The following is a 25,072-nucleotide window of genomic DNA, read 5'->3' on the forward strand; positions in this document are numbered from 1 at the left end:
GCTACGTCAGCGCCGTCAGCGTGACGCCATGTTTTGCACCGTAACGTTTAATACCTGCCATCACCTTCTCTGAATTAAGCGGAGGCGGCGGTGGCAACAGCGGTGCCCGTTCACGCAGCGCCGAGTCGAAGCGGGCAAACGTCGCGAAGTCACGCGGGTAGCGGGCTTCATCCACACCAATTAAAACTCCCTCGTCACGCGCATGGGACAGCAGCGCCCGCCAGCGATCAATCTCCGCCAGCCCGATACTGTCGGTACCATGAGAAAAGAGCATCATATCGATGTTACGGAATGGCGGCTGTTTTTCCAGGAAACGTTGCAGCGCTAATGCCGAGGATTCGCTGCTAAAGCTCAGCCAGAACGGAATCGACTGCTGCTGCTGCGTACACCACGGATCCATCAGCAGGAAACTGTCCACCGTCAGCCGGGTCGGTAAGATTCCCGCCGCCAGATACCAGTCGCGGTAGATCTCCGCCACCACATAACTCATTGCTTCCGGATTCTCGTAGCGAATCTCCATCAGCTTCCAGCTCTGCGCTTCGGCAAGCTTTTTCAGCGGTGCGATCAGATAACCATCCAGCCCCCACTCCGCTTCCGGCACCCGGTCGGTAATGGCTGGCGGCGTCCAGCGCTCACGATCCACGCCGTAACGTGCCAGATATTCCGCCACGCGCGGACCGCCCTGCATAAACTCTTTTTCGCTGGCTCCGCCCGGCGCACCAAACTGAAAGAAAGAGCGATCGCTGGTGCGCGTTACCGGCCATTGCTGGGTGCAGTGATTGATAAACAGTGTGGAACCGGCGGGCAGACTGCCCATCAGGAATTCGTTAAAGGCCAGCGGCAGTTCGCGCAGTTTGAGCCGGAAATAGCGCATCTGATCAAGCATCAGGCGATCCTGATTCGGGTCGTGCATGTGGTGAACCGCCAGCCGTGGCCAGGCAGCCAGCAGCGCGGCGGCCACCTCTTTACCTTGCTCGAAATTCGCTTCTGCATCATCCGGATCGTTACTGGCGGCGCGCACCGGACAGAGAAACGTCTGCGGCAGCCAGGGCACGTTCATTGCCGACGCCAGATGCACCAGCGCGCCGTTCGACGAACCGATAAAGGCCGCCGGATAATCCTGCTGTGGGTACTCACTCACCATCCATTCAGCAATGCCTTCTATATCCAGCTCGCCCGCCTGGCGCAGGCTGATGCCTTCTGCCATGCCGCCCAGCGCATAACCCCACTCACGTAGCCCGGTCGGCAGACGATTCAGCGAGGGCAGTAACCGGTCAAGCGTCGGTGACTGGCTCGGACTGGCGAAGGGACGATCGTGAAGCGCATTTGCCAGCGCCAGAAGCATGGCGGCAGCAGAGTCAAAACGGGCGATGCCCTTGGGCGGTTTACTCATGCTGATTCTCCTGCTGAATGCGCGCCACGAACGGGCGGATGGCGTTGCAGAAACTCCACGGATAGACGTAGTGCAGCGTGTGGGTACCATCGCGCAGCGTCAGACGTTCGCTGCGCGGCATCAGCGCGGCGAGCTCATCCAGCCAGCGTGCCGGGCAGACTGGATCACGCGAGCCACGCAGCAGCAGCGTTGGCGCGTTGATGTAAGTGAGGCGATGCTCAATATGGTCGCGCATCATGACGCGTAATGTGCCGAACGCGCGCCATAGCCCGGCCTTGGCGTAGTCGATGCGCGCCAGCGAACCCGGCGAGCGATGCGCCTCCAGACCACGATTGCGCCAGTTGCGCCAGAACTGGCGTGTCAGACTGCGCGCATGTCGATCCACCGTCGGCCCTTGCAAGACCAGCCCCGCTACCGCCTGCGGATATTTCACCGCCAGCGCAGCCAGAATCTGGCAGCCAAACGCATTGCCCACCCAGATGGCACGCTGAAACCCGTTGTGCTGCAGCCAGAGCCAGAGCGCATCAGCCTGCTGATCCACCGTCATGATGGGTGCGGAAGGTGGCAGCGTGCTGGCCCCAAAACCAGGCAGATCCGGCACCAGTACGTGATAGTCGCGGCCCAGTGCCAGTGCGAGCGGCTCCATCGCCCGGCCCGACATCACCAGCCCGTGAATCAGCACCACCGGCAGTCCCTGATCCTCATTAGGTGTGACACGCGTAAACATGCGCCAGTCGCCCACCTGCTGGAAATAACCCGCCAGCCCGGCGTGGTGACTGCGCGGCAACACCGGCGGCGTCTGCTTCAGTTGCTGCCAGCGTTTCATACCCCAAAGCGTAGCCGCTACACCTAATCCCACGCCTGCCACAATCGCTGCCTGTTTTCGTCGATGCTTCTGGATCATCCGCTGCTCCTGATTTGGGGAGGATAATTCAGTGTAGGACGGGATTGGGTTGAAGGCGGGTTAATGGTGGGTTGAAGGTTTGGCGTAAGAGGTAATTTCTTAGAGAATGGCAAAATTTGCTGTGTAGCGTCGCTTGCTGTTTTGCGGACAACATGACCCCGACCGTACACTATATTGCAGATGGCAAGTAGCGCACTGCTGCATAATCCTGTTTACGAGTGCTTCGCGCTTTAGAGCTGGATATCAGACATAAAGAGTAGTTATCAGAAAGAGTGCCCTTTGCGGGATTTTTAGTGCCATTATCAGGTAAAGTTATTTAAGCTACACAGGTAATTTTAAGGATAAAAGTCTATGAAATTGAACGAAAAGGCGCTGCTGGATTCCGGCTTTAACTATGCAGATCTTCAGAAGCTTAAAAACAACATTGCTAACTATGGCGGCTCTCTGGATTCGGTTATCCATGACCTTGCTAACCGCTTTATTGCTGCAAAGTGGATTACTATCGTTGCCTTAGCCATTCTCGTTCTCACGTTAGTGCTGGCATCCTCAGATACCAGCATCACGCTCACAGGTACACTTGCAATTGTATTACCTTTTATATGGTATCTAACGCCAGCAACACTTGCCTATAAGGCATGGCGCTATCGTAAATTAACAACTAATTCTGAACAGCGCCCTTAACAGATATAAGGTCAAATATGACTTTGGCCGTAACACCATAACCGACTATGTGCATTGTGAGTTTGGCGCGGCTCATTGTGTTAACTTTTCGGAAATAATCGGATGGCATGTATCTGAATAAACGCCAGGTTCCGGGGCGCCTGAAGAGGCCAAATACGGTATAAGCATTTGCGACCAGCGAGACTGATTTATAGACTGCCAGCCCGCTGTTTGGACTGAACCCCATAAACTGAGCGGAAGACATGGCAGCATCAGCCACTAAACCTTCGGTGTTTTTTATACCCATAACGTAGTTCGAAAATTCTTTGCTTATGCCGTTAGCGCCGTCAATAACCAGCACTGCACCGGCCAGAATACCCATAGGCGTCATAGAACCTATAAGGGTTAGGCCAGTAGCTATTTCGGCACCGGCCATAACAACATTTACAGCAGAAATCACATACCCAACGATTTTATTGTTTTCCTTAACAAACTCCACTTTGGCGTAGAGTTTCGCAGCTTTCATGCGCAGCATTCTGTCCTGCTCCTGAAGGTTTTCCATTTCTATCCGCAAATTTCTAATACATGCCACGCACTCTTCGTCAGATTTTGCACGTCGTGCAGCGGCAAATTCCTTCTCAATGAGATCTCTAATCTCCTGAACGAACTTTACCTGAGTCATGCCATTTGAAAGATGGGCCGAGGACACATGATTAGCCGTATTGATCAGCTTTCTGGCCTCAAGATTAATCATTGTTTCAGCCCAGTGCTTATTTCGGCCTGAGCGCATCATATCGAGCAATGCTGCATCCATTTATATTCTCCCTGAACATTATATCGCCGATAAGACCTCATATATTCAGCTATAAGCCGTCGATTACGACAGAATTAAGCTACATGAGATAGCATATTAAAGGATGACCTATCAGAAAAAATTTACAACTTAGAGCGGCACTAAATCATGACACTTTTGCCATGATTCTCACGTTGACGCAGAGACAATCAGCATGAAATCGAAAACCAGGTTACATAAACAAGGAATTACAACCAGCACATAACGCACGGCTGCAAAGGCGTCATTTTGTCGCCAGAAAGTGTTTTTAGCGGAAAGACAACAAGAAGAGTGGCAGAAGCAGATTAGACGCACCAGGAAGTGCAAAACGCGGGTTTACTCAGAAGAAAGCAAAAGCAAAAGGTGATAATCACAGGTCGATCCCTGACCGCGATTATCGAGGGTTTCTTGCGGGGTACTTAGTACATGGCACCCGGCGGTACGTGTTTGAACGTCTCAACATAAGCGCGGAACACGTGTTTAATGATGCGTTTCATAAAATGCCTGATTCAAATTTAGTTGAACATATACTGAAAAAGTATAGCCGCTGTGCGTTTTAACAGCAAATAAATTTGAAGCAGATCACAAAAATGCCGCTTTTATGTGCAAAGGCCCTAGGCGGTGTAGCCAAGATGCTGCAACAGAATGGTGGAGCCGACGGCGATTAACACCACGCCACCCAGCACTTCCGCCCATTTGCCCAGTACCGGACCGATAAAGCGTCCGACTAATACGCCGGTCGTCGCCATCACTGTGGTGGCGGCACCAATGGTCAGCGCGGTGGTGATGATATTCACCTGTAAAAAGGCCAGACCAACGCCGACCGCCAGTGCATCCAGGCTGGTCGCGACGGCAGTGGTCGCCAGGACCATAAAGCCATGACTTTGCGGGGCTTCACAAGGTTCTGCGACGGCTGTCTGACGAAAACCCTCCATCATCATACGGCCACCCAGAAAGGCCAGCAGGGTGAAGGCAACCCAGTGATCCCACGCCATGATGTAACGACTGGCCGCCAGGCCAAGTGCCCAGCCAATCAGCGGGGTCAGCGCTTCAATAGAGCCGAAGATCAGACCGGTACGCAGCGCTTCTTTAAAACCAGGACGATGCAATGTGGCACCTTTGCCCAGCGCAGCGGCAAACGCGTCCATCGACATACCCAGCGCAAGAATTAAAGTGGCAATAAAGGTCATGATTTATTCACCTGGGGCGAAAAAGCGGCAATTCACGCTGAATTCACCACACAAAGTGTTCAGTTATGAAAAAGTGGGCGCAGTCTACCACGCAAACCTCAAGATAAAAAGACAGTAAAATCAGGGATTTAAGTATAGCAAAGGCTATAACTCTTATCATTCGCTATGAATGGCGCTAAGTCGATGGTGGCAAAGCATTTTCTGGCCGTTTTCCCTGCCCTGCACTACGCCATGTGGGCGTATTGCGGCACACCACCATTGAACCCTGTCGCCGATTACCGGAAAATGCCGGGCTGATAAATATGGGATACCGGTTATGAATAACCCTTTTGAAACGTTGGTTGTGCCTGGTGGCATTTTGCTGCTGGGCTTTCTCTCGGCGCTGCTGCTGCCCGCGCCCGCTTTTAGCGTGACGGTGGCGCAGCATCTGTTGCAGATGTTCCATTTACAGGATCTGAATCAGCTCTACACAGTGGTGTTTTGCGTCTGGTTTTTGCTACTGGGCGCCATAGAGTTTTTTGTTATCCGCTTTGTCTGGCGTCGCTGGTTCAGGGGCTGACCGCCTGCGCATCGACCAGCGCTTTTAGCCGTTCAGCGCTGCGCGCGTAACCTTCACGCGGCAGATGTGCCGCACCCAGTACCAGACCCGCACCGCGCTGCCCGGCCTGCTGATACCAGATCGACAGCGGCGAGGGTGCCATTCCCCACTCCACCGCCTGCTGCGCAATGGCCTCATCCGGAGTACCGGCGGGTAAGCGGACAATCACCGCCAGCCCGGCGCGCTGCAGGTCGGGAAAGTGAGGATGGAGCGCCGCGATCATCTGTTCCAGTCGCTCATGATAGACGCGCTTCATGCGCCGCAGATGCCGCATAAAGTGTCCGTCCCGCAGAAACTCCGCCACCGCGTTGTGTAACAATCCTGAGGATGCAGGCGCAAGCAATGCGCAGACCTCACCGAACCGGGTCGTCAGCGCCGGCGGAACCACCATAAAACCGAGCCGCAGTTGCGGCGTCAGCGTCTTGCTGAAGGTGCCGATGTGCAGAACCCGCCCTTCACTGTCGAGCGCGGCAAGTGCAGGAGCCGCGCGATTACCGGGCTGAAGCTCGCCGAGATAATCATCTTCGATAATCCAGCGCTGCTCCTGGCTGGCCCAGTTCAGCAATTCATGACGGCGTACCAGACTCATGGTGATGCCAAGCGGCGCCTGCTGTCCCGGTGTGACCAGCGCGAAAGCGGCATCCGGCGCGCGGGCAATCCCGGTCGCCACCTGCAACCCTTCGGCATCAACCGGCACGGCAACCGGCGTGACGTGTAGCGCTTCAACCGCGCGACGTGCCACCCAGAATCCGGGGTCCTCCAGCCAGGCCTTTTTGCCCTGAAAATTCATCGCCAGCCCAATCAGGCCCATCGCGCCCGCATAACCGCTGGTGATAATGATCTGATCCGCCTGACAGCGCAGGCCGCGTGCCACCGCGAGGTAGGCCACCAGCGCCTGACGCAGCGCTAAGCTGCCGCGTGGATCGGGATAACTCGCCGGTCTGCTGACCTGCATGCGCGTCTGACGCTGCAGGATGCGCAGCCAGACTTTTGCCGGAAACGCATCGCTGGCCGGAATGCCCATCTGAAAGGTCAGCGGTGGCGCTTCATACTCTTCAATTCCATCAGGATGGAGTGACTTGCAGTTGGCATCATTGCCGGCCGGTTTTAACGGTGGTAATGGACTGACGAAGGTGCCTGCTGCGCCTCTGGCCTGCAGAAACTGTCCATCAACCAGCATGTCATAGCTGGCACGCACGGTGCCACGTGCCACGCCGAGCTGCGCCGCCAGATCGCGGCAGGAAGGTAAACGCGTACCAGGCTGTAAACGCCCTTCACTAATCGCCTGTTCAATCAGCAGTCGCAGCTGCTCGCTGAGCCCCCGTGATGTACCGCGTTGCAGTGTCAGCGTAGAAAGCGGCGATGGGCCAGTCAGACTCTCATTTTTTGGCACTTTATCTGCTCCATTGAAAGGCCGAAAATCACCTCATCAATCCCAGGAGGCAATAAGATGAGCGAACGTATCGATTTTCATAGTGCAGCACCGGCAGGCATGAAAGCGCTGGGCGGCGTATACAGTTATCTGGCACAAACCGATCTGCCACTCACTTTACTGGAACTGCTGTTCCTGCGCATTTCCCAGATTAACGGCTGCGCCTACTGCATTGATATGCATACTAAAGCGCTGAATAAATCGGGTATGAGCTGGGATAAGATCGTGCTAACCCCGGTCTGGCATGAATCGGGGACGCTGTTCAGTGAGAAAGAGAAGGCCGCTCTCCACTGGGCTGAATGCCTGACGCTGATTGCTCAGCAGGGTGCGCCAGACGCCTGCTATGCGGCACTGACAACCGAGTTCAGTGAAAAAGAGATTGTCGATCTGAACATCGCGATTGGCCTGATGAACACCTATAACCGCATGGCGATAAGTCTGAAAAAGCTGCCTGCCAGCGCGAATCAGTCATAGGTGAATCCGATGCGTGGGCCGATGCGCACGCATTTTCACACTCACAAAAATGTAACATTATTTTTACACAAGCGGCTGTTAAGGCCCTGCCATCCTGATTCCTGTTATTCCTTACTGCGCAATAAATCGCTAAATTTCAGCTAATTAAATAATTCCGCACTGTTCACATCCTTTCCGGCACTGCACCAGCATGGGGCTTTTCCGCAACATCCGCTTTTAGTTAACTCACTGACTTCACTCTAAAAAATCACTAATACGCCGCGCATCGTGATGATTAATTCTTATGCTGAATCATTTCTGCATTTAAAAAATAAACTAATGTTTAATTCAGATGCGAGAATGTTATATTCGGATGACTAAGCATAACGTTCAGTTAACGCGTTATCACCGCTTTAACCCTATACCTGAGACTTAACCTTTGAGAAATAGCGCAACGCGCTCGTAAGAAGCGTGACTATTTCGCCTGCGAAACTGTTGGGCTTCAGGTCAACAGAAGAGGAGATGTCGCCTCATGAGCAATTCAGCTGTAAACCTTGCGCTCGCGATGAGTGCCATGGCAAAGGACACCACTACTGCGCAGGAGCGCAAAGACGTTGACGTGCTGCTGATTGGTGCTGGTGTGATGAGCGCTACCCTCGGTGCATGGCTGCAGGATTTAGAGCCGGACTGGTCCATCGAAATGGTGGAGCGGCTCGATAGCGTGGCCGAAGAATCCTCCAACGGCTGGAATAACGCGGGCACCGGTCATGCGGCGCTGGCGGAGCTGAACTATACGCCTCAGCAGGCGGATGGCAGCATCGACATCTCTAAAGCGATAACGATCAACGAATCGTTTCAGATTTCCCGCCAGTTCTGGGCTTATCAGGTTCAGAAAGGCAACCTGCGCAATCCCAAAAGCTTTATTCATAGCACGCCGCACATGAGCTTTGTCTGGGGCGACGACAATGTCGACTTCCTGCGCAAGCGCTTCAAAGCGTTGCAGAAAAGCACTCTGTTCCGCGGCATGGCCTACTCCGAAGATCCGCAGCAGATTGCCCGCTGGATCCCGCTGGTAATGAATGGCCGTGACCGTCGCCAGAAAGTGGCCGCGACCTGGACAGAGATGGGCACCGATGTGAACTTCGGTGAGATCACCCGTCAGCTGATTGCCTCGTTAGAGAAGAAAGCGAATTTCCAGCTGCGTCTGCGTCAGGAAGTGCGGGATGTCAAAAAGCTTGCCGATGGTCGCTGGCAGGTGACGCTGCAGTGTCTGAACAGCGGCACGCGTCGCACGCTGACGGCGAGCAAAATCTTTATTGGTGCGGGTGGCGCGGCGTTACCGCTGCTGCAGAAAGCCGGTATCCCGGAAGCGAATGGTTACGCCGGTTTCCCGGTGGGCGGTTCATTCCTGGTCACGGAAAACCCGCAGGTCGTTGCGCAACACATGGCTAAGGTTTACGGCAAAGCCAGCGTCGGTGCGCCGCCGATGTCCGTGCCGCACGTTGACACCCGCGTGCTGGATGGCAAGCAGGTGCTGCTATTTGGCCCGTTCGCCACCTTCTCGACCCGGTTCCTGAAACAGGGTTCGTTGATGGATATGTTCACGTCCCTGAACAGCAGCAATATGTTGCCAATGGTTAAAGTGGGGCTGAAAAGCTTCGATCTGGTGAAATACCTGATGGATCAGGTATTGCAAAGCGACAGCGACCGGATGGAGGCGCTGCGTGCTTATGTGCCGCAGGCGAAGCAGGAAGACTGGCGCCTTGTCACAGCGGGTCAGCGTGTGCAGATCATCAAGAAAGATGAGAAAGAGGGCGCCGTGTTGCGTCTGGGCACCGAAGTGGTCGCCTCGCAGGATGGTACGATTTCCGCTCTGCTGGGTGCCTCGCCAGGCGCCTCAACGGCGGCACCCATCATGCTGGAGCTGCTGCACAAGGTCTGTCCTGAGCAGATGGCTTCACCGGAATGGCAGAACAAAATCCGTGCGGTGGTCCCCTCCTGGGGACGTAAGCTTAATGGCGACGTGGCGCTGACAGAAAAAGTGTTAGCCGAGACCAGTCGTGTTCTGCAGCTCGACTATTCGCCGGTTACGCCGATGGCGGCCAACGATGAAGGACGGGAAACCGCGTTCGTCGTCGGCAAGTAATACAGTGCCGTTGATAAAAAGGCTCCGCATAGCGGGGCCTTTTTTATTGGGCGGTTGCCTGGTCGTCCTGAGGATTCTCTATTAGGGTTAAGGCATCTTTTAGCCGAACGATCAGGAGGAACCCGCATGTCTTACTCCCCTGCGTCACCCGAATTTACCCTGCTCGACCGCTACTGGCGGGCAGCGAACTATCTCTCCGTTGGACAGATTTACCTGATGGATAACCCGCTGTTGCGCGAGCCACTCAGGCCGGAACATATTAAACCGCGTCTGCTGGGTCACTGGGGCACCACGCCAGGTCTGAATTTTATCTATGCCCACCTCAACCGTGTTATCCGCAAACAGAACCTGGATATGATCTATATCTGCGGGCCAGGCCACGGTGGTCCCGGCATGGTGGCGAATACCTGGCTGGAGGGCAGCTATAGCGAGATTTATCCGCACATCTCGCAGGATGCGGCGGGTATGCAGCGCCTGTTTAAACAGTTCTCCTTCCCTGGCGGCATTCCCAGCCACGCGGCACCGGAAACGCCGGGCTCAATTAATGAAGGCGGCGAGCTGGGCTATTCGCTCTCTCATGCCTTTGGTGCGGCCTTCGATAATCCCGATCTGGTGGTGCCGTGCGTGATTGGCGACGGCGAAGCGGAGACCGGGCCGCTGGCCTCCAGCTGGCACGGCATCAAATTCCTCAATCCTGAACGTGATGGCGCAGTGCTGCCGATTCTGCATCTTAACGGATACAAGATTGCTAACCCGACGCTACTGGGCCGCAGCAGCGATGAGGATCTGCACCAGCTATTCAGCGGCTACGGCTATGAGCCGCTGTTTGTCTGCGGGCATGAACCGGAAAAAATGCATCCGCTGATGGCGGAGACGCTGGATACCGCCTTCAGTAAGATCGCTGCGTATCAGCGTGAGGCGCGCAGCGGCAACGCCAGCAACGACGTGCCGCGCTGGCCGATGATTATCCTGCGTAGCCCCAAAGGCTGGACCGGCCCTGAAACGGTTGACGGCAAGAAAGTGGAGGATTTCTGGCGGGCGCATCAGGTGCCGGTCGCGGCCTGTCGTGAAGATGAAGGTCATCGCCAGATCCTTGAAACGTGGATGCGGAGCTATCAGCCCGACGATCTGTTTGATGAACAGGGTCGCCTGAAGCCGGAACTGCAGGCGCTGGCACCGGAAGGCGATAAACGCATGGGGGCTTCGCCATATGCCAATGGCGGCCTGCTGCGCCGTGAGCTGGATGCACCTGACATCGCGGAGTTTGCCTGCGATATCAGCGAGCCAGGCACAGAGATAGCGCAGGCCACAGAGCATCTGGGGCGCTATCTCAGCGTGTTGTTCCAGCGTAACCGCGATAATTTCCGCCTGTTTGGCCCGGATGAAACGGCCTCTAACCGTCTGACGCCGGTCTTTGACGTGACCAGCCGCACCTGGCTGGAACGAATCGAGCCGTACGATGAGCAGCTGGCGCGGGATGGCCGGGTGATGGAAATCCTCAGTGAGCATCAGTGTCAGGGCTGGCTTGAAGGCTATCTGCTGACCGGCCGCCACGGGCTGTTCAACTGCTATGAAGCTTTTATTCACATCGTCGATTCGATGTTTAACCAGCACGCTAAGTGGCTGAAAGTGACGCGCAAGCTGGGCTGGCGTAAACCGATTTCGTCGCTGAATTACCTGCTCTCTTCGCATGTCTGGCGTCAGGACCACAATGGCTACAGCCATCAGGATCCGGGCTTTATCGATCATGTTGCCAACAAGAAAGCAGACATCGTGCGCATCTATCTGCCGCCCGATGCCAATACGCTGCTTTGGGTGGGCGATCACTGCCTGCGCACCTGGGACCGCATCAATGTGATTGTGGCGGGCAAACAGCCTGCGCCGCAGTGGCTGGATATGGCTAGTGCGGTGACCCATTGTGAAGCGGGTATGGGCGAGTGGCGCTGGGCGGGCACCACGCCGGCACATGACCAGCCAGATGTCGTAATGGCCTGTGCCGGTGATGTCCCAACTATGGAGACGATGGCGGCGGTCGATCTGCTGCGTGAGATGCTGCCTGAACTGCGCATCCGCGTGGTGAACGTGGTCGATCTGCTGGCACTGCAGCCGGAAGATCAGCATCCGCATGGCAAATCTGATGCGGAGTTCGACGCGCTGTTTACCCAGGATAAACCGGTGATTTTTGCTTTCCACGGCTATCCGACGCTGATACATCGCCTGACCTATTCCCGAACCAACCACCGCAACTTCCATGTGCGCGGCTTTAACGAAGAGGGAACCACCACCACGCCATTTGATATGACGGTACTGAACGAGCTTGACCGCTATCATCTGGCGCAGGAGGCGATTCTGCGCGTGCCGGGCCTGGCCGACGCGCATCCTGAGCTGCTGGAGGATTTACAGCAGCGTCTGGCGGAACATCATCGCTATGTCCGTGAGCATGGCGAAGATTTGCCGGAGGTGCAGAACTGGAAATGGCCGTCGGCCACTGCACCGGCTGTGCCCGATTAAGCGGCCAGCAGCGCGTCGGTCAGCATCCAGACGGTGGTCGCCACCAGCGACAGCGCCATCAGGCTGTTAAACAGCTGGCGCTTCCAGGCAATCTGCAGATGGCTGCGCAGGCGATCGCCCAGTGCTGCCCAGATCAGGATGCAGGGCAGATTGAGCAGCATAAAGCCGATCATCACCGTCAGGACGCCGCTGCTGCCGCTATAGAGCAGCGCGACGTTGGTGGCCATCAGCCAGGCCTTGGGATTGATCGCCTGGAAGCAGGCGCCGCCCACTATCGTCATTGGCTGAGGACGGGTGCGCGCTTCGGGTGCGGCAGCGCGAAAAATTTTCCAGGATAACCACATCAGATAAGTACAGCCTGCCAGCGTCAGCGGCAGGCGAATCGCCGCCATCCAGTGCAATAACACCTCCAGCGCCATCCCGGCAATCACCGTCTGCACCGCACAGCCCACCAGAATACCGAACACCATTGGCAGAGTGCGCCGCATGCCAAAATTGACCCCGGAGGTCGCCAGCAGCAGATTGTTCGGGCCTGGCGTAATTGACATCACGGTAACGTAACTGAAGAAAGAGGGATCAAGCATGGTGACTCTCCTGAAGGTAGACAGAGTTCTATGCTAAGGCGGGAATTAAGATGGTAACAGGGACACAAAATCACTATTGTTATGGTTACAGTTATCGTTAACAGAAATTGTACCCATTCAGGCCGGAGGCTATTGTGTCCCTTGCTCCCACGACCGAACAACCCCTCTATCAGCAGCTGGCAGAGAGCTTCGCTGAAGCCATCCATCAGGGAACGCTGAAACCCGGTAAACGCCTGCCGGCGATCCGCCGTGTTGCGCAGTCACATCAGGTCAGCGTCAATACCGTGCTGAATGCCTGGCAGATGCTGGAAGATCGCGGGCTGATTGAGGCGCGTCCGCAGTCGGGCTATTACGTGCGCGGCGTGTTGCCCGCCGTCACCCGCCACGGTCAGCATAAGACCCGGGTACGCGATCCCAGCAGCGGTAAACTCGACCTGATCGATAAGGTGTTTGCGGCGCAGAATCATCCCGACTACACCAATATTTCGCTGGCCTGCCCGCAGGACAGTGAGCTTTTCCCTGCGGCACGCATCGCCCGGATTACCGCCTCATTGTTGCGTCGTGATCCCAACATGATTGGTCGCTATGCGCTTCCGCCCGGTAGTGAGCGCTTACGGGAGGAGATAGCGCGACGGGCGCTGCACGCCGGACAGACAATTACCGCCGATGAGATCACCCTGACCCACGGCTGCATGGAGGCGCTTCAGCTGGCGCTCAGAGCAGTCACGCAGCCCGGCGACTGCGTCGGACTGGAGTCGCCGACCTACTTTTTCCTCTTTCCGCTTCTGGCCTCGCTCGGTCTGAAAGCACTGGAAATCCCCACTGACCCACAGCACGGGCTCTCGCTGGATGCACTGGAGATGCTGCTGCAGGAGCAGCGTATCAAGGCGCTGATTGCGATGCCGAGCGCGCAGAACCCGCTGGGCTGCGGCATGTCACTGGAGAACAAGAAACGGCTGGCAAAGTTAGTGAATACTTACCACGTTCCGCTGATAGAAGATGGGCTGTATGACGAGTTGCAGTTCGACTGGCCGCTCTCACCCGCCGTGAAAGCCTTTGATCGCGATGGCTGGGTGATCTACTGCACCAGTTTCACCAAAACCGTGGCCCCCGACTTCCGTATTGGCTGGACGGCTGCTGGTCGTTTTCATGATGCGATTGCCCGGCTGAAAGCCGTCTCCTCAATGGCTGAATCTGCCCTGCTCTCGGAGACGCTGGCGGAGTTTCTGGCTTCTGGCGGTTATGACCACCATCTGCGCACGCTGCGCCGTCGCTACGCGGCTAATCTGGATGAGGCGCGGGGTCTTATCGCCCGCTACTTCCCGGAAGGCACGCGCGCAACGCTGCCGCGCGGTGGCTTCGTTTTCTGGGTTGAGCTACCGGGCGGCGTGAATACCACCGAGATGTTTGATCGGCTGCTGCAGGAGCAAATTTGCGTTACGCCTGGCGCGCTCTACTCACTGAGCGAGCGCTACAACCATGCGCTGCGACTCTCCTGCTGCTATCCGTTTGATGCGCGCTACAGCCGGGCGATTCAGCGCGCAGGCGAAATCGCCTGTGAGCTGGCGGGTCTGCCTTGCGGTGAGGCTCAGGGTGTGCCGTTGCGGCCCCAGACGGTATAGCCGCGACGTTCAGTCAGGCGCTCGTAATAAGTCCGCACCGCAGGGTAATCAGGATGGTCGAGCGGGGTCTCAAACCAGCGGTTCACCGCCAGGCCAATCGGAATGTCTGCCAGCGTGAAATTACGTCCGGCAACATAGCGGCCGGTTTTTTCCAACTGCTGATTGAGAATGCTCATGGTATGCGCCCAGCCTTTACTGGCCGCGGCCAGCAGACGCGGATCCTGATGAGCCGGGGAGTTTCGCACCAGCGACATAAATGCGTAGCGCCATGAGGTGTTGAGTTCGGTAGCTTGCCAGTCTATCCACTGATCGACAGGCGCTCGCGTTTGCGGATCATGAGGATAGAGCCACTCGCCGCCATAGGCGTTCGCCAGATAGCGCAGAATGGTATTGGATTCCCACAACACAAAGTCATCATCTTTCAGAACCGGCACCATCGCATTGGGATTCAGTGCCATGAATTCGGGTAGGTGGGTTGAGCGGAAGCCATCGCCCCACTCTTCGCGCTCAAAATCAAGGTCAAGTTCGTCACACAGCCATAGTACTTTGCGCACGTTGATTGAGGAGGCGCGTCCCAGGATCGTTAGCATTCAGAGTCTCCGGTAAAATCTTTAACTTATTGATAACGCTGTTAGCTGTTATAAGCAATCATCCGGCAGAGAAAAGGCCACACTGAACCCAGAGCAAGGAGTCACAATGAAGGTCGCGTTTAAGCAAGTCGATGTGTTTACCTCATCCGCCTTTAATGGCAATCCGCTGGCGGTGATCATGGATGCTCAGGGGCTAAACGACAGCCAGCTGGCGGCAATTGCCCGCTGGACGAACCTGTCGGAAACTACCTTTGTGCTGCCGCCGCAGCACGAAGAGGCGGATTATCGGGTGCGTATTTTTACCGTGGAAGGCGAACTGCCGTTTGCCGGTCATCCGACGCTGGGCACCGCACATGCGCTGCTGGAGGCGGGCTGGCCTACCCGAACGCCGGGTGAAATCGTGCAGGAGTGTGGCGTCGGAAACGTGACGGTGAAGATAGGTGAGGCGGGCGAACTGGCATTTGCCGCGCCGGCGGCCACCCTGATGCCGTGGCAGGATGCGCTGATGGGGAACGCTTTAAACAGCGACGCGTTCGATCTGACGCAAAGCCCGACGGTGGTCGATATGGGGATTCGCTGGCTGCTGGTACCGATGGTCAGTGCCGACGCTGTGCTGGCGCTGCAGCCCAATGTCAGCGATTTGCAGCGTCTGGTTAAGCATGCGGGTGTTTCGGGAGTGATGCCGTTTGGCCGGTTGCCTGAGGGCGAGCCTGAGCAGTATGAAGTGCGTGGCCTGCTGGTAGAAAATGGCAGCCTGACCGAGGATCCGGTGACCGGCAGCGCCAACGCCTGTCTGGCGCGTTACTTCGCCATGGCGGGTGAAACGACGTCCTATCGCGTTCGCCAGGGCACAATCCTGCAGCGTGCCGGTCGGGTGAACGTGACCTTTGGCGGTGAGACCATCTGGATTGGCGGCAATACGGTTACCGTCATCGACGGCACTATTACGCTGTGAAAAGCGGCGGCGTCGTGTTTTCAACGACGCCGCCCGCGGTTAAATCCCCTGCCCGCCTGAAGCCTCAATCCGCTGCGCGGTGATCCAGCCGGTTTCGTCACTGAGGATCGCGCTGATGGCGTCGCCGATATCATCCGGCAGTCCGACCCGACCCAGCGCCGTCAGTCCGGCAATCTGATCGTTAATCTCGCGGGTATCACGCACCCGGCCACCACCAAAGTCAGTCTCTATCGCGCCAGGTGCCAGAATATTGACGCGAATGCGCCGTTCGCCCAGCTCTTTTGCCTGGTAGCGCGTCAGGACTTCCATCGCCCCTTTCATCGACGCATAGGTCGAGGAGCCAGGGTAGACCAGTCGGGTCAGCCCGCTGGAGATGTTCAGAATGCGGCCACCGTCATTGATCAGCGGCAGCAGCTTCTGAGTGAGAAAGTAAGGCCCTTTAAAATGCACATTGACCAGCGCATCAAATTCCGCCTCGGTGGTGTCGGTAAACGGCTTGTAGTGTCCATGACCCGCGTTGTTCACTAAATAGTCAAATCGCTCCCGTTGCCATTGCTGCTGCAGTGCCTGTTTCACCTCTCCAACAAAGCGGTCGAACTGACCGGTTTCGCCGACATCCAGCGCCAGCGCCACGGCGCGCCTCCCCATCGCCGCAATTTCCTTTACGACCGCCTGCGCCTCATCGGCATGGCTGCGGTACGTCAGAATGATATCGGTGCCTCTGGCAGCCAGTTTTAAGGCTCCATTCCGGCCTAACCCACGGTTTCCACCGGTAATTAACGCCACTTTCTGATTCATCGCTCACACCTGTTGAAAAATTGAACACGGGTTAAGGATATTCGCGAATTATTGATCTATAAACAGGGGTAAACGCGCATCACTGTTTCAATAAAAACAACAATCGGTGAACAACATGGACAAAATTCACGCAATGCAGGTCTTCGTGCGGGTGGCAGAAATGGGCAGTTTTACCCGCGCAGCAGAAAGTTTAGGTGTGCCGAAAGGCAGTGTATCCCGGCAGATCCAGGCGCTGGAGAATCAAATGGCAACACGTTTGTTGCATCGCACCACGCGCCGGGTGCAACTCACCCAGGATGGATTAGTCTATTACGATCGCTGTCTTGATTTATTGTCGATGATTGACGATATGGACAGCCTGTTTCAGCACGAACCCGCCTCGCTCAGCGGTAAACTCCGGGTGGATATGTCGGTGGCGATGGCCACCGGTTTTATCCTGCCACGGCTGCCCGAATTTTTGCAGCACTATCCCGGCATAGAGATTGAGCTGAGTAGCAGCGATCGTCAGGTGGATGTGATCCGCGAAGGGTTTGATTGTGTCCTTCGGGTTGGCGAACTCAAAGATTCGGGGCTGATTGCGCGAAAAATTGGTACCCATACCTTGATTAACTGCGCCAGCCCTGGCTACCTTTCGCGGTTCGGCATGCCCATCCGGCTGGAAGAGCTGTCGCAGCATGCGATGGTGCATTACAGCCAGCAGCTCGGTCAGGCCTCACCCGGGTTTGAATATTTTGATGGCAGGCAGTGCCATTACGTTCATACCGGCGGCGTGGTGACGGTGAACAGCACCGAAACCTATCGCGCCGCCTGTCTGGCGGGCTTAGGGATTATTCAGGTGCCTGCCGCCGGCATTCAGACATTGCTGGAAAGGGGTGAGCTGGTGGAAGTGCTGCACCGCTTTCCCGCCAGGCCGATGCCGATCCATCTGCTCTATCCGCACCGGCGCAATGTGGCACGTCGCGTGCGGGTATTTATGGAGTGGCTGAGTCAGGTGTTACAGGAGTACGTCACCTGAGCGGCTATACTTTGATTTTAATGATAAACAGGACAGTGAAGGTCTATGACAGACAAGCAGGAAAACCCGCAGGATTTGCAGCCACAAAAGCCGCTTATCGATATTAAAACCGGCAACCACACCGTAGATGAATCTATTGTTCGCGTGTCGCGTTTCGCCACCTGGTTTCAGGCTATTCCGGCGGTGGCGCATTTCATTCGCGCCCTTGACCGCTTTAACGATCGGCTCGGCAGCCAGTTTGGCGCGGCGATTACCTATTTTTCGTTTTTATCGCTGATTCCCATTCTGATGGTGTCGTTTGCTGCCGTGGGTTTTGTGCTGGCATCGAATCCGGATTTGCTGACCGATATCATCAACAAAATCGTCAGCAGCATCAGCGACCCGACACTGGCAACCACGCTGAAAAATACGGTGAATACCGCGATTCAGCAGCGTGCCACCGTGGGGATTACCGGTTTACTGCTGGCGCTCTACTCCGGCCTTAACTGGATGGGTAACCTGCGTGAAGCGATTCGTGCCCAGTCGCGCGACGTATGGGAACGCAAACCGGATGACAAGGAGAAGATCTGGAAGCGTTATATTCGCGATCTGCTGTCGCTGGCGGGTCTGATGCTGGCGCTGGTGATTACGCTGTCGCTGACCTCGGTAGCCGGCTCTGCGCAGGCCTCTATCGTCAGTGCTCTGGGCCTGGATGGCATTGACTGGTTGCGGCCTGCGCTGACCATTATCGCCACCTCGATTTCCGTTATGGCGAACTATCTGCTGTTCCTGTGGATTTTCTGGATTCTGCCACGTCATAAGCCACGTAAGAAAGCGTTGTTCCGCGGCACTCTGCTGGCGGCAATCGGCTTTGAGGTGATTAAGTTTGTGATGACGCTGACACTGCCGAAGATGGCGACCTCGCCTTCCGGTGCCGCCTTTGGTTCAGTGCTCGGCCTGATGGCATTCTTCTACTTCTTCGCTCGTCTGACGCTGTTCTGTGCAGCGTGGATCGCCACTGCCAAATATAAAGACGACCCACAGATGCCTGAAGCGGGCAGCGCGTCACGACACAAATCATCGTAATCCGTTAACAACAGCGGAAAATATTTCCCCTCGGCTATTTTTTAATCAGATAACAGGATGAATAGCTGAGGGGTCACTTTTATTTAGCCCTTTCTTAGAGTATCCCGCCATATATCGTCCGGTTTACCCCGGTATCACCCGGTATTCACAGCACCACAGAAATTATCCTCTTTTTGCCCTCTGAAGCCAGACGCGGCGCGGGTTTTCATCATTGAATGCGCCCTGGCAGATGCGTAAGATTCTTTATCTGTATTTACAAATAAGAAACAGTTATGCAAGCCTCCCTCACAGACACACTCGACAAACAGCAGGATCCCACGCCGGTTAACTCACGCAGTAAAGTGGTGATTGCCTCGCTGGTCGGTACGGCCATCGAATTCTTCGACTTTTATATTTATGCCACGGCTGCGGTAATTGTTTTCCCGCACATTTTCTTCCCGCAGGGTGATGCCACGGTCGCAACGCTACAGTCGCTGGCCACTTTCGCTATCGCCTTTATCGCGCGTCCGATTGGCTCAGCGGTGTTTGGTCACTTTGGCGATCGCGTCGGGCGTAAAGCCACGCTGGTTGCCTCGCTGCTGACCATGGGTATTTCCACCGTGGTGATTGGTCTGCTACCCAGCTATGAGACGATTGGCGTGATGGCGCCGCTGCTGCTGGCGCTGGCGCGTTTTGGTCAGGGACTGGGGCTGGGTGGAGAATGGGGTGGTGCGGCGCTGCTGGCGACGGAAAATGCGCCAGCGAAGAAGCGTGCGCTTTACGGTTCGTTCCCTCAGTTGGGTGCGCCGATTGGCTTTTTCTTCGCTAACGGGACTTTCCTGCTGCTTTCATGGCTGCTGACCGACGAGCAGTTTATGCAGTGGGGCTGGCGCGTGCCGTTTATTCTCTCTGCCGTGCTGGTGCTGGTTGGTCTGTATGTGCGCGTTTCGCTGCATGAGAGTCCGGTGTTTGCCAAAGTGCAGAAAGAGAAGAAGCAGGTTCGGGTGCCGATTGCGGCGCTGCTGAGCAAGCATCTGACCGCCACGATTCTCGGCACTTTTATCATGCTGGCGACCTATACGCTGTTCTATATCATGACCGTCTATTCGATGAGTTATGGCACCACGGCAGCACCGGCGGGTCTGGGCATTCCGCGTAACAGTATGCTGTGGATGCTGATGCTGGCGGTGATTGGCTTTGGGGTGATGGTACCGATTGCTGGTTTGCTGGCTGACCGTTTTGGTCGTCGCAAGACGATGATTACCATTACGCTGATGATTATCGGGTTTTCGTTCCTGTTCCCGGCAATGCTTGGTTCAGGTTCACAGGCGCTGGTGATGGCGTTTCTGCTGCTGGGTCTGAGCATTATGGGGCTGACGTTTGGCCCGATGGGCGCGCTGCTGCCGGAGCTGTTCCCGACTGAAGTGCGTTATACCGGCGCATCGTTCTCCTATAACCTCTCCTCGATTCTGGGTGCCTCCGTTGCGCCTTATATTGCGACCTGGCTGAATGCGCATTATGGTTTGCAGGCGGTGGGGCTGTATCTGGCGTCAATGGCAGTACTGACGCTGATCGCGTTGCTGGCCTGTAAAGAGACGCGTCACCAGACGCTTTATGACGTGTAATCCGGTTGGATGAAGGTCAGTGAAACCCGGCAGATGCCGGGTTTTTTTATGGGTTGGGTTGAGTAAATAAAGGGCGTTTCAGGGAGCATACATCTACTCCGCAGGGTTTAAAGTGTCACCTTGAGGTCAGGTAGCAGGCTCAGGGCGCATACGCCTTTCGCAAAGACGTAAAAGACGCCATCCCTGGCAGGCTCAGCGCGGCCGATTACGCACCTCATCCCTGAGGTGCGCCCGTAGCCGGGCCACGCATTGCGTTATTCAAAAACGCTCCCGCCGTTTTTGTCCCTGGCCCGTGATGCTTTGCTACAGGCGTATGCTCCCATCGCCTGAAGCAGGTTAGCTGTCTGTTTGAAGATCTTGCATAGTGCTAATGAGGCAGGTTGATTCTGGCAGCAATGAAGAAGCTTGAGGGCACTGGCAACACGGGCAGAGGAGGAAAGCGTCCCGCACCAGGGACGGCGCGGGCCGAGCATGCCAGGGATGGCGGGTTTTGCGTCTTTCCGATCTGACCGTATTGCCTGTGCCGGCTCGATCTTACAGCGAAGCAGGCAGTGCAGGCACCGTTCCTACAGCGAACTTTCCAGGCAGTGTTCCCAAACAAAAAACCCCGGCGAGCCGGGGTTTGTTTTGCTGAAAATTGTGATGAGGTTGATTAGCCCGCGACAGCGATACGCTTCATGTCGGTCATGTAGCCACGCAGTTTGCGGCCAACGGTTTCAATCGGGTGCTGGCGAACGGCTTCGTTGACGTCACGCAGCTGCGCGTTATCAACCTGAGTGCCTTCAACCGCTTTACCCAGATCGCCTGGCTGCAATGTGGTCATGAACTCTTTCAGCAGCGGAACTGCGGCGAAGGAGAACAGATAGTTACCATATTCGGCAGTATCAGAGATAACCACGTTCATTTCATACAGACGCTTACGGGCGATGGTGTTCGCAATCAGCGGCAGCTCATGCAGTGATTCGTAGTAAGCAGACTCTTCAATGATGCCGGCGTCTACCATGGTTTCAAACGCCAGCTCAACGCCCGCTTTCACCATCGCTACCATCACAACACCTTTGTCATAGTACTCCTGCTCTTCGATTTTGCCTTCATACTGTGCGGCGGTTTCGAACGCGGTCTGGCCGGTCTCTTCACGCCAGGTCAGCAGGTTTTTATCATCATTTGCCCAGTCAGCCATCATACCGGAAGAGAATTCACCAGAGATGATGTCATCCATGTGCTTCTGGAACAGCGGCGCCATGATGGTTTTCAGCTGCTCTGACAGCGCATAGGCGCGCAGTTTCGCCGGGTTAGAAAGACGATCCATCATCAGGGTGATACCACCAAATTTCAGTGACTCGGTGATGGTTTCCCAGCCGAACTGAATCAGTTTTTCTGCGTAAGCCGGATCGGTACCTTCAGCCACCAGCTTGTCGAAGCAGAGCAGTGAACCCGCCTGCAACATGCCACACAGAATAGTCTGCTCACCCATCAGGTCAGATTTCACTTCTGCAACGAAGGAGGATTCCAGCACGCCAGCGCGATCGCCGCCGGTGGCTGCAGCCCAGGCTTTAGCAATCGCCATGCCTTCGCCTTTTGGATCATTTTCAGGGTGAACCGCGATCAGCGTCGGCACACCAAAGCCACGTTTGTACTCTTCACGCACTTCAGTACCCGGGCACTTCGGCGCCACCATCACAACAGTGATGTCTTTACGGATGCTTTCGCCCACTTCAACGATATTGAAACCGTGTGAGTAGCCCAGTGCAGCGCCATCTTTCATCAGCGGCTGAACAGCCTGAACCACAGCAGAGTGCTGCTTGTCTGGCGTCAGGTTAACCACCAGGTCAGCCTGCGGGATCAGCTCTTCGTAAGTACCCACTTTGAAACCGTTATCGGTCGCTTTGCGCCATGAAGGGCGTTTCTCCGCAATCGCTTCAGCACGCAGTGCATAAGCGACGTCCAGACCGGAATCGCGCATGTTCAGACCCTGGTTCAGGCCCTGCGCACCACAGCCAACGATAACGACTTTTTTGCCTTTCAGGAAACTGGCACCATCCGCGAATTCATCACGCGCCATGAAACGGCATTTGCCTAATTGCGCCAGCTGGTTGCGCAGGTTCAATGTGTTGAAATAGTTAGCCATGGGTACTCCAGTAAGGTTGTGTTTGCTTTTTTTGTTCAGGAACGGCGAATCGTGCAGCGCCGCGAATGACCCCATCATATGACAGGAATTCTGTTGCTTAAATTGATATATTAACAACGTCACATTGCAATAAATGCAACACCACTCAGAGGCGACGCGCACATGGATTTACGGGATCTGAAACTGTTTCTTCATCTGGCAGAAAGCTGCCACTTCGGGCGCACTGCGCGTGCGATGCACGTCAGCCCTTCCACGCTGTCACGCCAGATCCAGCGGCTTGAAGAAGATGTCGGCCATGCGCTGTTTCTGCGTGATAACCGCACCGTGACGCTGACGGAAGCGGGCGAACGCCTGCGCCAGTTTGCCCAGCAGACGCTGTTGCAGTATCAGCAACTGCGCCATGTGATGGATCTTAACGGCCCGTCACTCAGCGGCGAACTGCGACTGTTCTGTTCTGTGACGGCGGCCTACAGTCATCTGCCGCCCATCCTTGACCGCTTTCGCGCTGAACATCCGCAGGTCGAAATCAAACTGGATACCGGCGATGCCGCGGATGCGGTGGAAAAAGTGCACTCCGGCGATGCCGATCTGGCGATTGCCGGACGGCCTGAAACCCTGCCCGCCAGCATTGATTTTATGCCGCTGGGGCTGATCCCGCTGGTGCTGATTGCGCCTGCACTGCCCTGTGCTGTTCGCACTCAGGCCACACAGCCGCAGCCCGACTGGTCAAAAATTCCCTTTATTCTGCCGGTGCAGGGACCCGCACGGCGGCGTATCGATCTCTGGTTCCGTCGTCAGCGCATCCCGAATCCGGTCATCTACGCCACCGTATCCGGGCATGAAGCGATTGTCTCGATGGTGGCGCTGGGTTGCGGTATTGCACTGTTGCCGGATGTGGTGCTGGAGAACAGCCCGGACCCGGTGCGAAACCGCGTGCTGCTGCTGGAGAATATTGACTCGGTTGCGCCGTTCGAACTCGGCATCTGCGTGCAAAAAAAGCGGCTCGGAGAGCCGCTGATCAGTGCTTTCTGGAGCCAGCTGTAATCAGTGGCCTGACAGGAAGAAGCGGAACGCCGGGTTCTGGCTTTCGTCATGAAAGTCGTAACCCAGATCGGTGAGATGCTCCTCGAAACGTGGCTCATCGCTGCCGAGTTCAAAAGCCGCCAGCACACGACCATAGTCGGTGCCGTGGCTGCGGTAGTGAAACAGCGAGATATTCCAGTGAGTGCCCAGCGTCTGCAGGAACTTCAGCAACGCGCCAGGTGCCTCCGGGAATTCAAAGCTGAAGAGCCGCTCACGCAGTGGCTTGGAGGGCCGTCCGCCCACCATGTAGCGCACGTGCAGTTTCGCCATCTCATCATCTGAGAGATCGACTACCTGATAGCCGCCGCTGGTGAGTTCGCTGATGATCTCACTGCGCTCTTCCACGCCACGGGTCAGACGTACACCCACAAAGATGCAGGCTTTGTCCGCATCGGCGTAGCGGTAATTGAACTCGGTGATTGAACGTCCGCCCAGCGTCTGGCAGAAGCGCAGGAAACTGCCCTGCTGTTCCGGGATGGTGACGGCCAGCAGCGCTTCACGCTGTTCGCCCAGCTCACAACGCTCGGAGACGTAACGCAGACCGTGGAAGTTGACGTTGGCACCTGATAACACATGCGCCAGCCGCTCGCCTTTGATCTCATGCTGCTGGATATACTTCTTCATGCCTGCAAGCGCCAGCGCGCCAGACGGCTCCGCCACAGCACGCACATCTTCAAACAGATCTTTCATCGCCGCGCAAATCGCATCGCTGTCGACGGTGATAATGTCATCGAGGTAGGCCTGACAGAGCCGGAAGGTTTCGCTGCCAATCCGTTTGACCGCTACGCCTTCGGCAAACAGCCCGACGCGCGGCAGATCGACCGGATGACCCGCTTCCAGTGCGGCTTTCAGGCAGGCTGAATCTTCTGACTCCACCGCAATCACTTTGATTTGCGGCATCAGCTGCTTGATCAGCACCGCCACGCCGGCGGCCAGACCGCCGCCGCCAACCGGGACAAAGACCCGGTCGAGATGCGCATCCTGCTGCAACAGCTCCATCGCCAGCGTGCCCTGTCCGGCAATGACAGCCGGATGGTCAAATGGCGGCACGAAGGTGTAGCCGCGCTGTTCAGCGAGCTCTATCGCTTTGGCTTTCGCCTCATCAAAGTTGGCGCCAAACAGGAAAGCCTCACCGCCAAATGCGCGCACTGCATCAACCTTGATGTCTGCGGTCGCCAGCGGCATCACAATCAGTGACTTGATGCCCAGTTTCGTCGCGGAGAGTGCCACGCCCTGCGCATGGTTACCGGCTGACGCCGTCACCACGCCGCGCGCTTTCTGCTCTTCGTTCAGACCGGCAATCATCGCGTAAGCACCGCGCACCTTGAAACTGTGCACCGGCTGGCGATCTTCCCGCTTCACCAGAATGGTGTTGCCGAGCCGCGCCGAAATTTTTTCCATAACCTGCAGCGGCGTCACCTGTGCCACTTCATACACCGGTGAACGCAGCACTGCGCGCAAATATTCGGCGCCGCCAGGCGCGTCAGGTAGCGGTTGAGACTCGGCCAT

Annotated in this window: 22 protein-coding genes; 11 read left to right on the plus strand and 11 right to left on the minus strand. The window is 56.1% G+C overall.

Annotation, left to right across the window (positions count from 1 at the left end; genetic code table 11):
* Position 1: 1 nt before the first annotated feature.
* Together H7K52_RS17460 and H7K52_RS17465 are read right to left on the minus strand one after the other, a co-directional pair.
* Positions 2-1,393: a hypothetical protein gene (locus H7K52_RS17460; protein ID WP_003852046.1), complete on the minus strand. Its 1,392-nt coding sequence runs from the start codon at positions 1,391-1,393 to the stop codon at positions 2-4.
* Positions 1,386-2,297, minus strand: a complete 912-nt coding sequence (locus tag H7K52_RS17465; RefSeq protein ID WP_003852045.1) for an alpha/beta fold hydrolase — start codon at positions 2,295-2,297, stop codon at positions 1,386-1,388. Before H7K52_RS17465 ends, H7K52_RS17460 begins: the two co-directional genes overlap by 8 nt.
* 351 nt (positions 2,298-2,648) lie before the next feature.
* Between H7K52_RS17465 and H7K52_RS17470 the strand changes: the two genes are divergently transcribed.
* Positions 2,649-2,978, plus strand: coding sequence for a hypothetical protein (locus H7K52_RS17470; RefSeq protein WP_003852044.1), 330 nt, complete (start codon positions 2,649-2,651; stop codon positions 2,976-2,978).
* Here the strand turns inward: H7K52_RS17470 and H7K52_RS17475 are convergent.
* The 3 genes from H7K52_RS17475 to mntP form a co-directional block, all read right to left on the minus strand.
* The gene (locus tag H7K52_RS17475) at positions 2,956-3,771 is read right to left on the minus strand and encodes a DUF4225 domain-containing protein (protein WP_008926344.1); all 816 of its coding nucleotides are present in this window, start codon (positions 3,769-3,771) and stop codon (positions 2,956-2,958) included. The genes H7K52_RS17470 and H7K52_RS17475 overlap by 23 nt on opposite strands.
* 437 nt (positions 3,772-4,208) lie before the next feature.
* Complete coding sequence (gene azuC, locus H7K52_RS19065; protein ID WP_123809971.1) at positions 4,209-4,286, minus strand: stress response protein AzuC; 78 nt, start codon at positions 4,284-4,286, stop codon at positions 4,209-4,211.
* 117 nt (positions 4,287-4,403) lie between these two features.
* Positions 4,404-4,979 carry a manganese efflux pump MntP gene (gene mntP / locus H7K52_RS17485; protein ID WP_003852038.1) on the minus strand — a complete coding sequence of 192 codons (576 nt, stop codon included), beginning with the start codon at positions 4,977-4,979 and terminating at the stop codon, positions 4,404-4,406.
* A gap of 316 nt (positions 4,980-5,295) precedes the next feature.
* On the opposite strand from mntP, the gene H7K52_RS17490 reads away from it, so the two are divergent.
* A complete protein-coding gene (locus tag H7K52_RS17490) occupies positions 5,296-5,538 on the plus strand; it encodes a DUF1158 domain-containing protein (protein WP_078805093.1) in 243 nt (80 codons plus the stop codon).
* Here the strand turns inward: H7K52_RS17490 and pdxR are convergent.
* The gene (gene pdxR / locus H7K52_RS17495) at positions 5,528-6,970 is read right to left on the minus strand and encodes a MocR-like pyridoxine biosynthesis transcription factor PdxR (protein ID WP_182630272.1); all 1,443 of its coding nucleotides are present in this window, start codon (positions 6,968-6,970) and stop codon (positions 5,528-5,530) included. The genes H7K52_RS17490 and pdxR overlap by 11 nt on opposite strands.
* Before the next feature lie 57 nt (positions 6,971-7,027).
* Here pdxR and H7K52_RS17500 point away from each other — a divergent pair, with 57 nt between their 5' ends.
* From H7K52_RS17500 to H7K52_RS17510, 3 genes are all read left to right on the plus strand, one after another.
* On the plus strand, positions 7,028-7,483 hold the full coding sequence (locus H7K52_RS17500; RefSeq protein WP_039661120.1) for a carboxymuconolactone decarboxylase family protein: 456 nt from the start codon (positions 7,028-7,030) through the stop codon (positions 7,481-7,483).
* A 511-nt stretch (positions 7,484-7,994) separates the two neighbouring features.
* Positions 7,995-9,608 carry a malate dehydrogenase (quinone) gene (gene mqo, locus H7K52_RS17505; RefSeq protein ID WP_182630273.1) on the plus strand — a complete coding sequence of 538 codons (1,614 nt, stop codon included), beginning with the start codon at positions 7,995-7,997 and terminating at the stop codon, positions 9,606-9,608.
* Between the two features lie 126 nt (positions 9,609-9,734).
* Positions 9,735-12,119, plus strand: coding sequence for a phosphoketolase family protein (locus tag H7K52_RS17510; RefSeq protein WP_182630274.1), 2,385 nt, complete (start codon positions 9,735-9,737; stop codon positions 12,117-12,119).
* On the opposite strand, the gene H7K52_RS17515 is transcribed toward H7K52_RS17510, so the two are convergent.
* Positions 12,116-12,703: a LysE family translocator gene (locus H7K52_RS17515; protein ID WP_003852024.1), complete on the minus strand. Its 588-nt coding sequence runs from the start codon at positions 12,701-12,703 to the stop codon at positions 12,116-12,118. The two genes, H7K52_RS17510 and H7K52_RS17515, sit on opposite strands and share 4 nt — an antisense overlap.
* 134 nt (positions 12,704-12,837) lie before the next feature.
* On the opposite strand from H7K52_RS17515, the gene H7K52_RS17520 reads away from it, so the two are divergent.
* Positions 12,838-14,325, plus strand: a complete 1,488-nt coding sequence (locus tag H7K52_RS17520) for an aminotransferase-like domain-containing protein (protein ID WP_039661117.1) — start codon at positions 12,838-12,840, stop codon at positions 14,323-14,325.
* On the opposite strand, the gene H7K52_RS17525 is transcribed toward H7K52_RS17520, so the two are convergent.
* Positions 14,292-14,915 (minus strand): glutathione S-transferase family protein, encoded by a 624-nt coding sequence (locus H7K52_RS17525; RefSeq protein ID WP_003852022.1) that lies wholly within the window; start codon positions 14,913-14,915, stop codon positions 14,292-14,294. The genes H7K52_RS17520 and H7K52_RS17525 overlap by 34 nt on opposite strands.
* Before the next feature lie 106 nt (positions 14,916-15,021).
* On the opposite strand from H7K52_RS17525, the gene H7K52_RS17530 reads away from it, so the two are divergent.
* Positions 15,022-15,870, plus strand: a complete 849-nt coding sequence (locus H7K52_RS17530; RefSeq protein WP_182630275.1) for a PhzF family phenazine biosynthesis protein — start codon at positions 15,022-15,024, stop codon at positions 15,868-15,870.
* A gap of 39 nt (positions 15,871-15,909) precedes the next feature.
* Here H7K52_RS17530 and H7K52_RS17535 read toward each other — a convergent pair whose 3' ends face one another.
* Positions 15,910-16,668, minus strand: a complete 759-nt coding sequence (locus tag H7K52_RS17535; RefSeq protein WP_008926351.1) for an SDR family NAD(P)-dependent oxidoreductase — start codon at positions 16,666-16,668, stop codon at positions 15,910-15,912.
* A 115-nt stretch (positions 16,669-16,783) separates the two neighbouring features.
* On the opposite strand from H7K52_RS17535, the gene H7K52_RS17540 reads away from it, so the two are divergent.
* The 3 genes from H7K52_RS17540 to H7K52_RS17550 all read left to right on the plus strand — a co-directional run bounded on the left by H7K52_RS17540 (position 16,784) and on the right by H7K52_RS17550 (position 20,352).
* Positions 16,784-17,683, plus strand: a complete 900-nt coding sequence (locus H7K52_RS17540) for a LysR family transcriptional regulator (protein WP_008926352.1) — start codon at positions 16,784-16,786, stop codon at positions 17,681-17,683.
* A gap of 45 nt (positions 17,684-17,728) precedes the next feature.
* Positions 17,729-18,748: an inner membrane protein YhjD gene (gene yhjD / locus H7K52_RS17545; protein WP_003852018.1), complete on the plus strand. Its 1,020-nt coding sequence runs from the start codon at positions 17,729-17,731 to the stop codon at positions 18,746-18,748.
* 272 nt (positions 18,749-19,020) lie between these two features.
* Entirely contained in the window at positions 19,021-20,352 is a 1,332-nt protein-coding gene (locus H7K52_RS17550) for an MFS transporter (protein WP_003852017.1), read from the plus strand.
* Between the two features lie 652 nt (positions 20,353-21,004).
* Here H7K52_RS17550 and ilvC read toward each other — a convergent pair.
* Positions 21,005-22,480, minus strand: a complete 1,476-nt coding sequence (gene ilvC, locus H7K52_RS17555; RefSeq protein WP_008926354.1) for a ketol-acid reductoisomerase — start codon at positions 22,478-22,480, stop codon at positions 21,005-21,007.
* A gap of 162 nt (positions 22,481-22,642) precedes the next feature.
* Between ilvC and ilvY the strand changes: the two genes are divergently transcribed.
* A complete protein-coding gene (ilvY, locus tag H7K52_RS17560; protein ID WP_008926355.1) occupies positions 22,643-23,524 on the plus strand; it encodes an HTH-type transcriptional activator IlvY in 882 nt (293 codons plus the stop codon).
* On the opposite strand, the gene ilvA is transcribed toward ilvY, so the two are convergent.
* Complete coding sequence (gene ilvA / locus H7K52_RS17565; protein WP_039661112.1) at positions 23,525-25,072, minus strand: threonine ammonia-lyase, biosynthetic; 1,548 nt, start codon at positions 25,070-25,072, stop codon at positions 23,525-23,527.

It is taken from the genome of Pantoea hericii (genome assembly GCF_014155795.1).
Lineage (GTDB): Bacteria > Pseudomonadota > Gammaproteobacteria > Enterobacterales > Enterobacteriaceae > Pantoea > Pantoea eucalypti.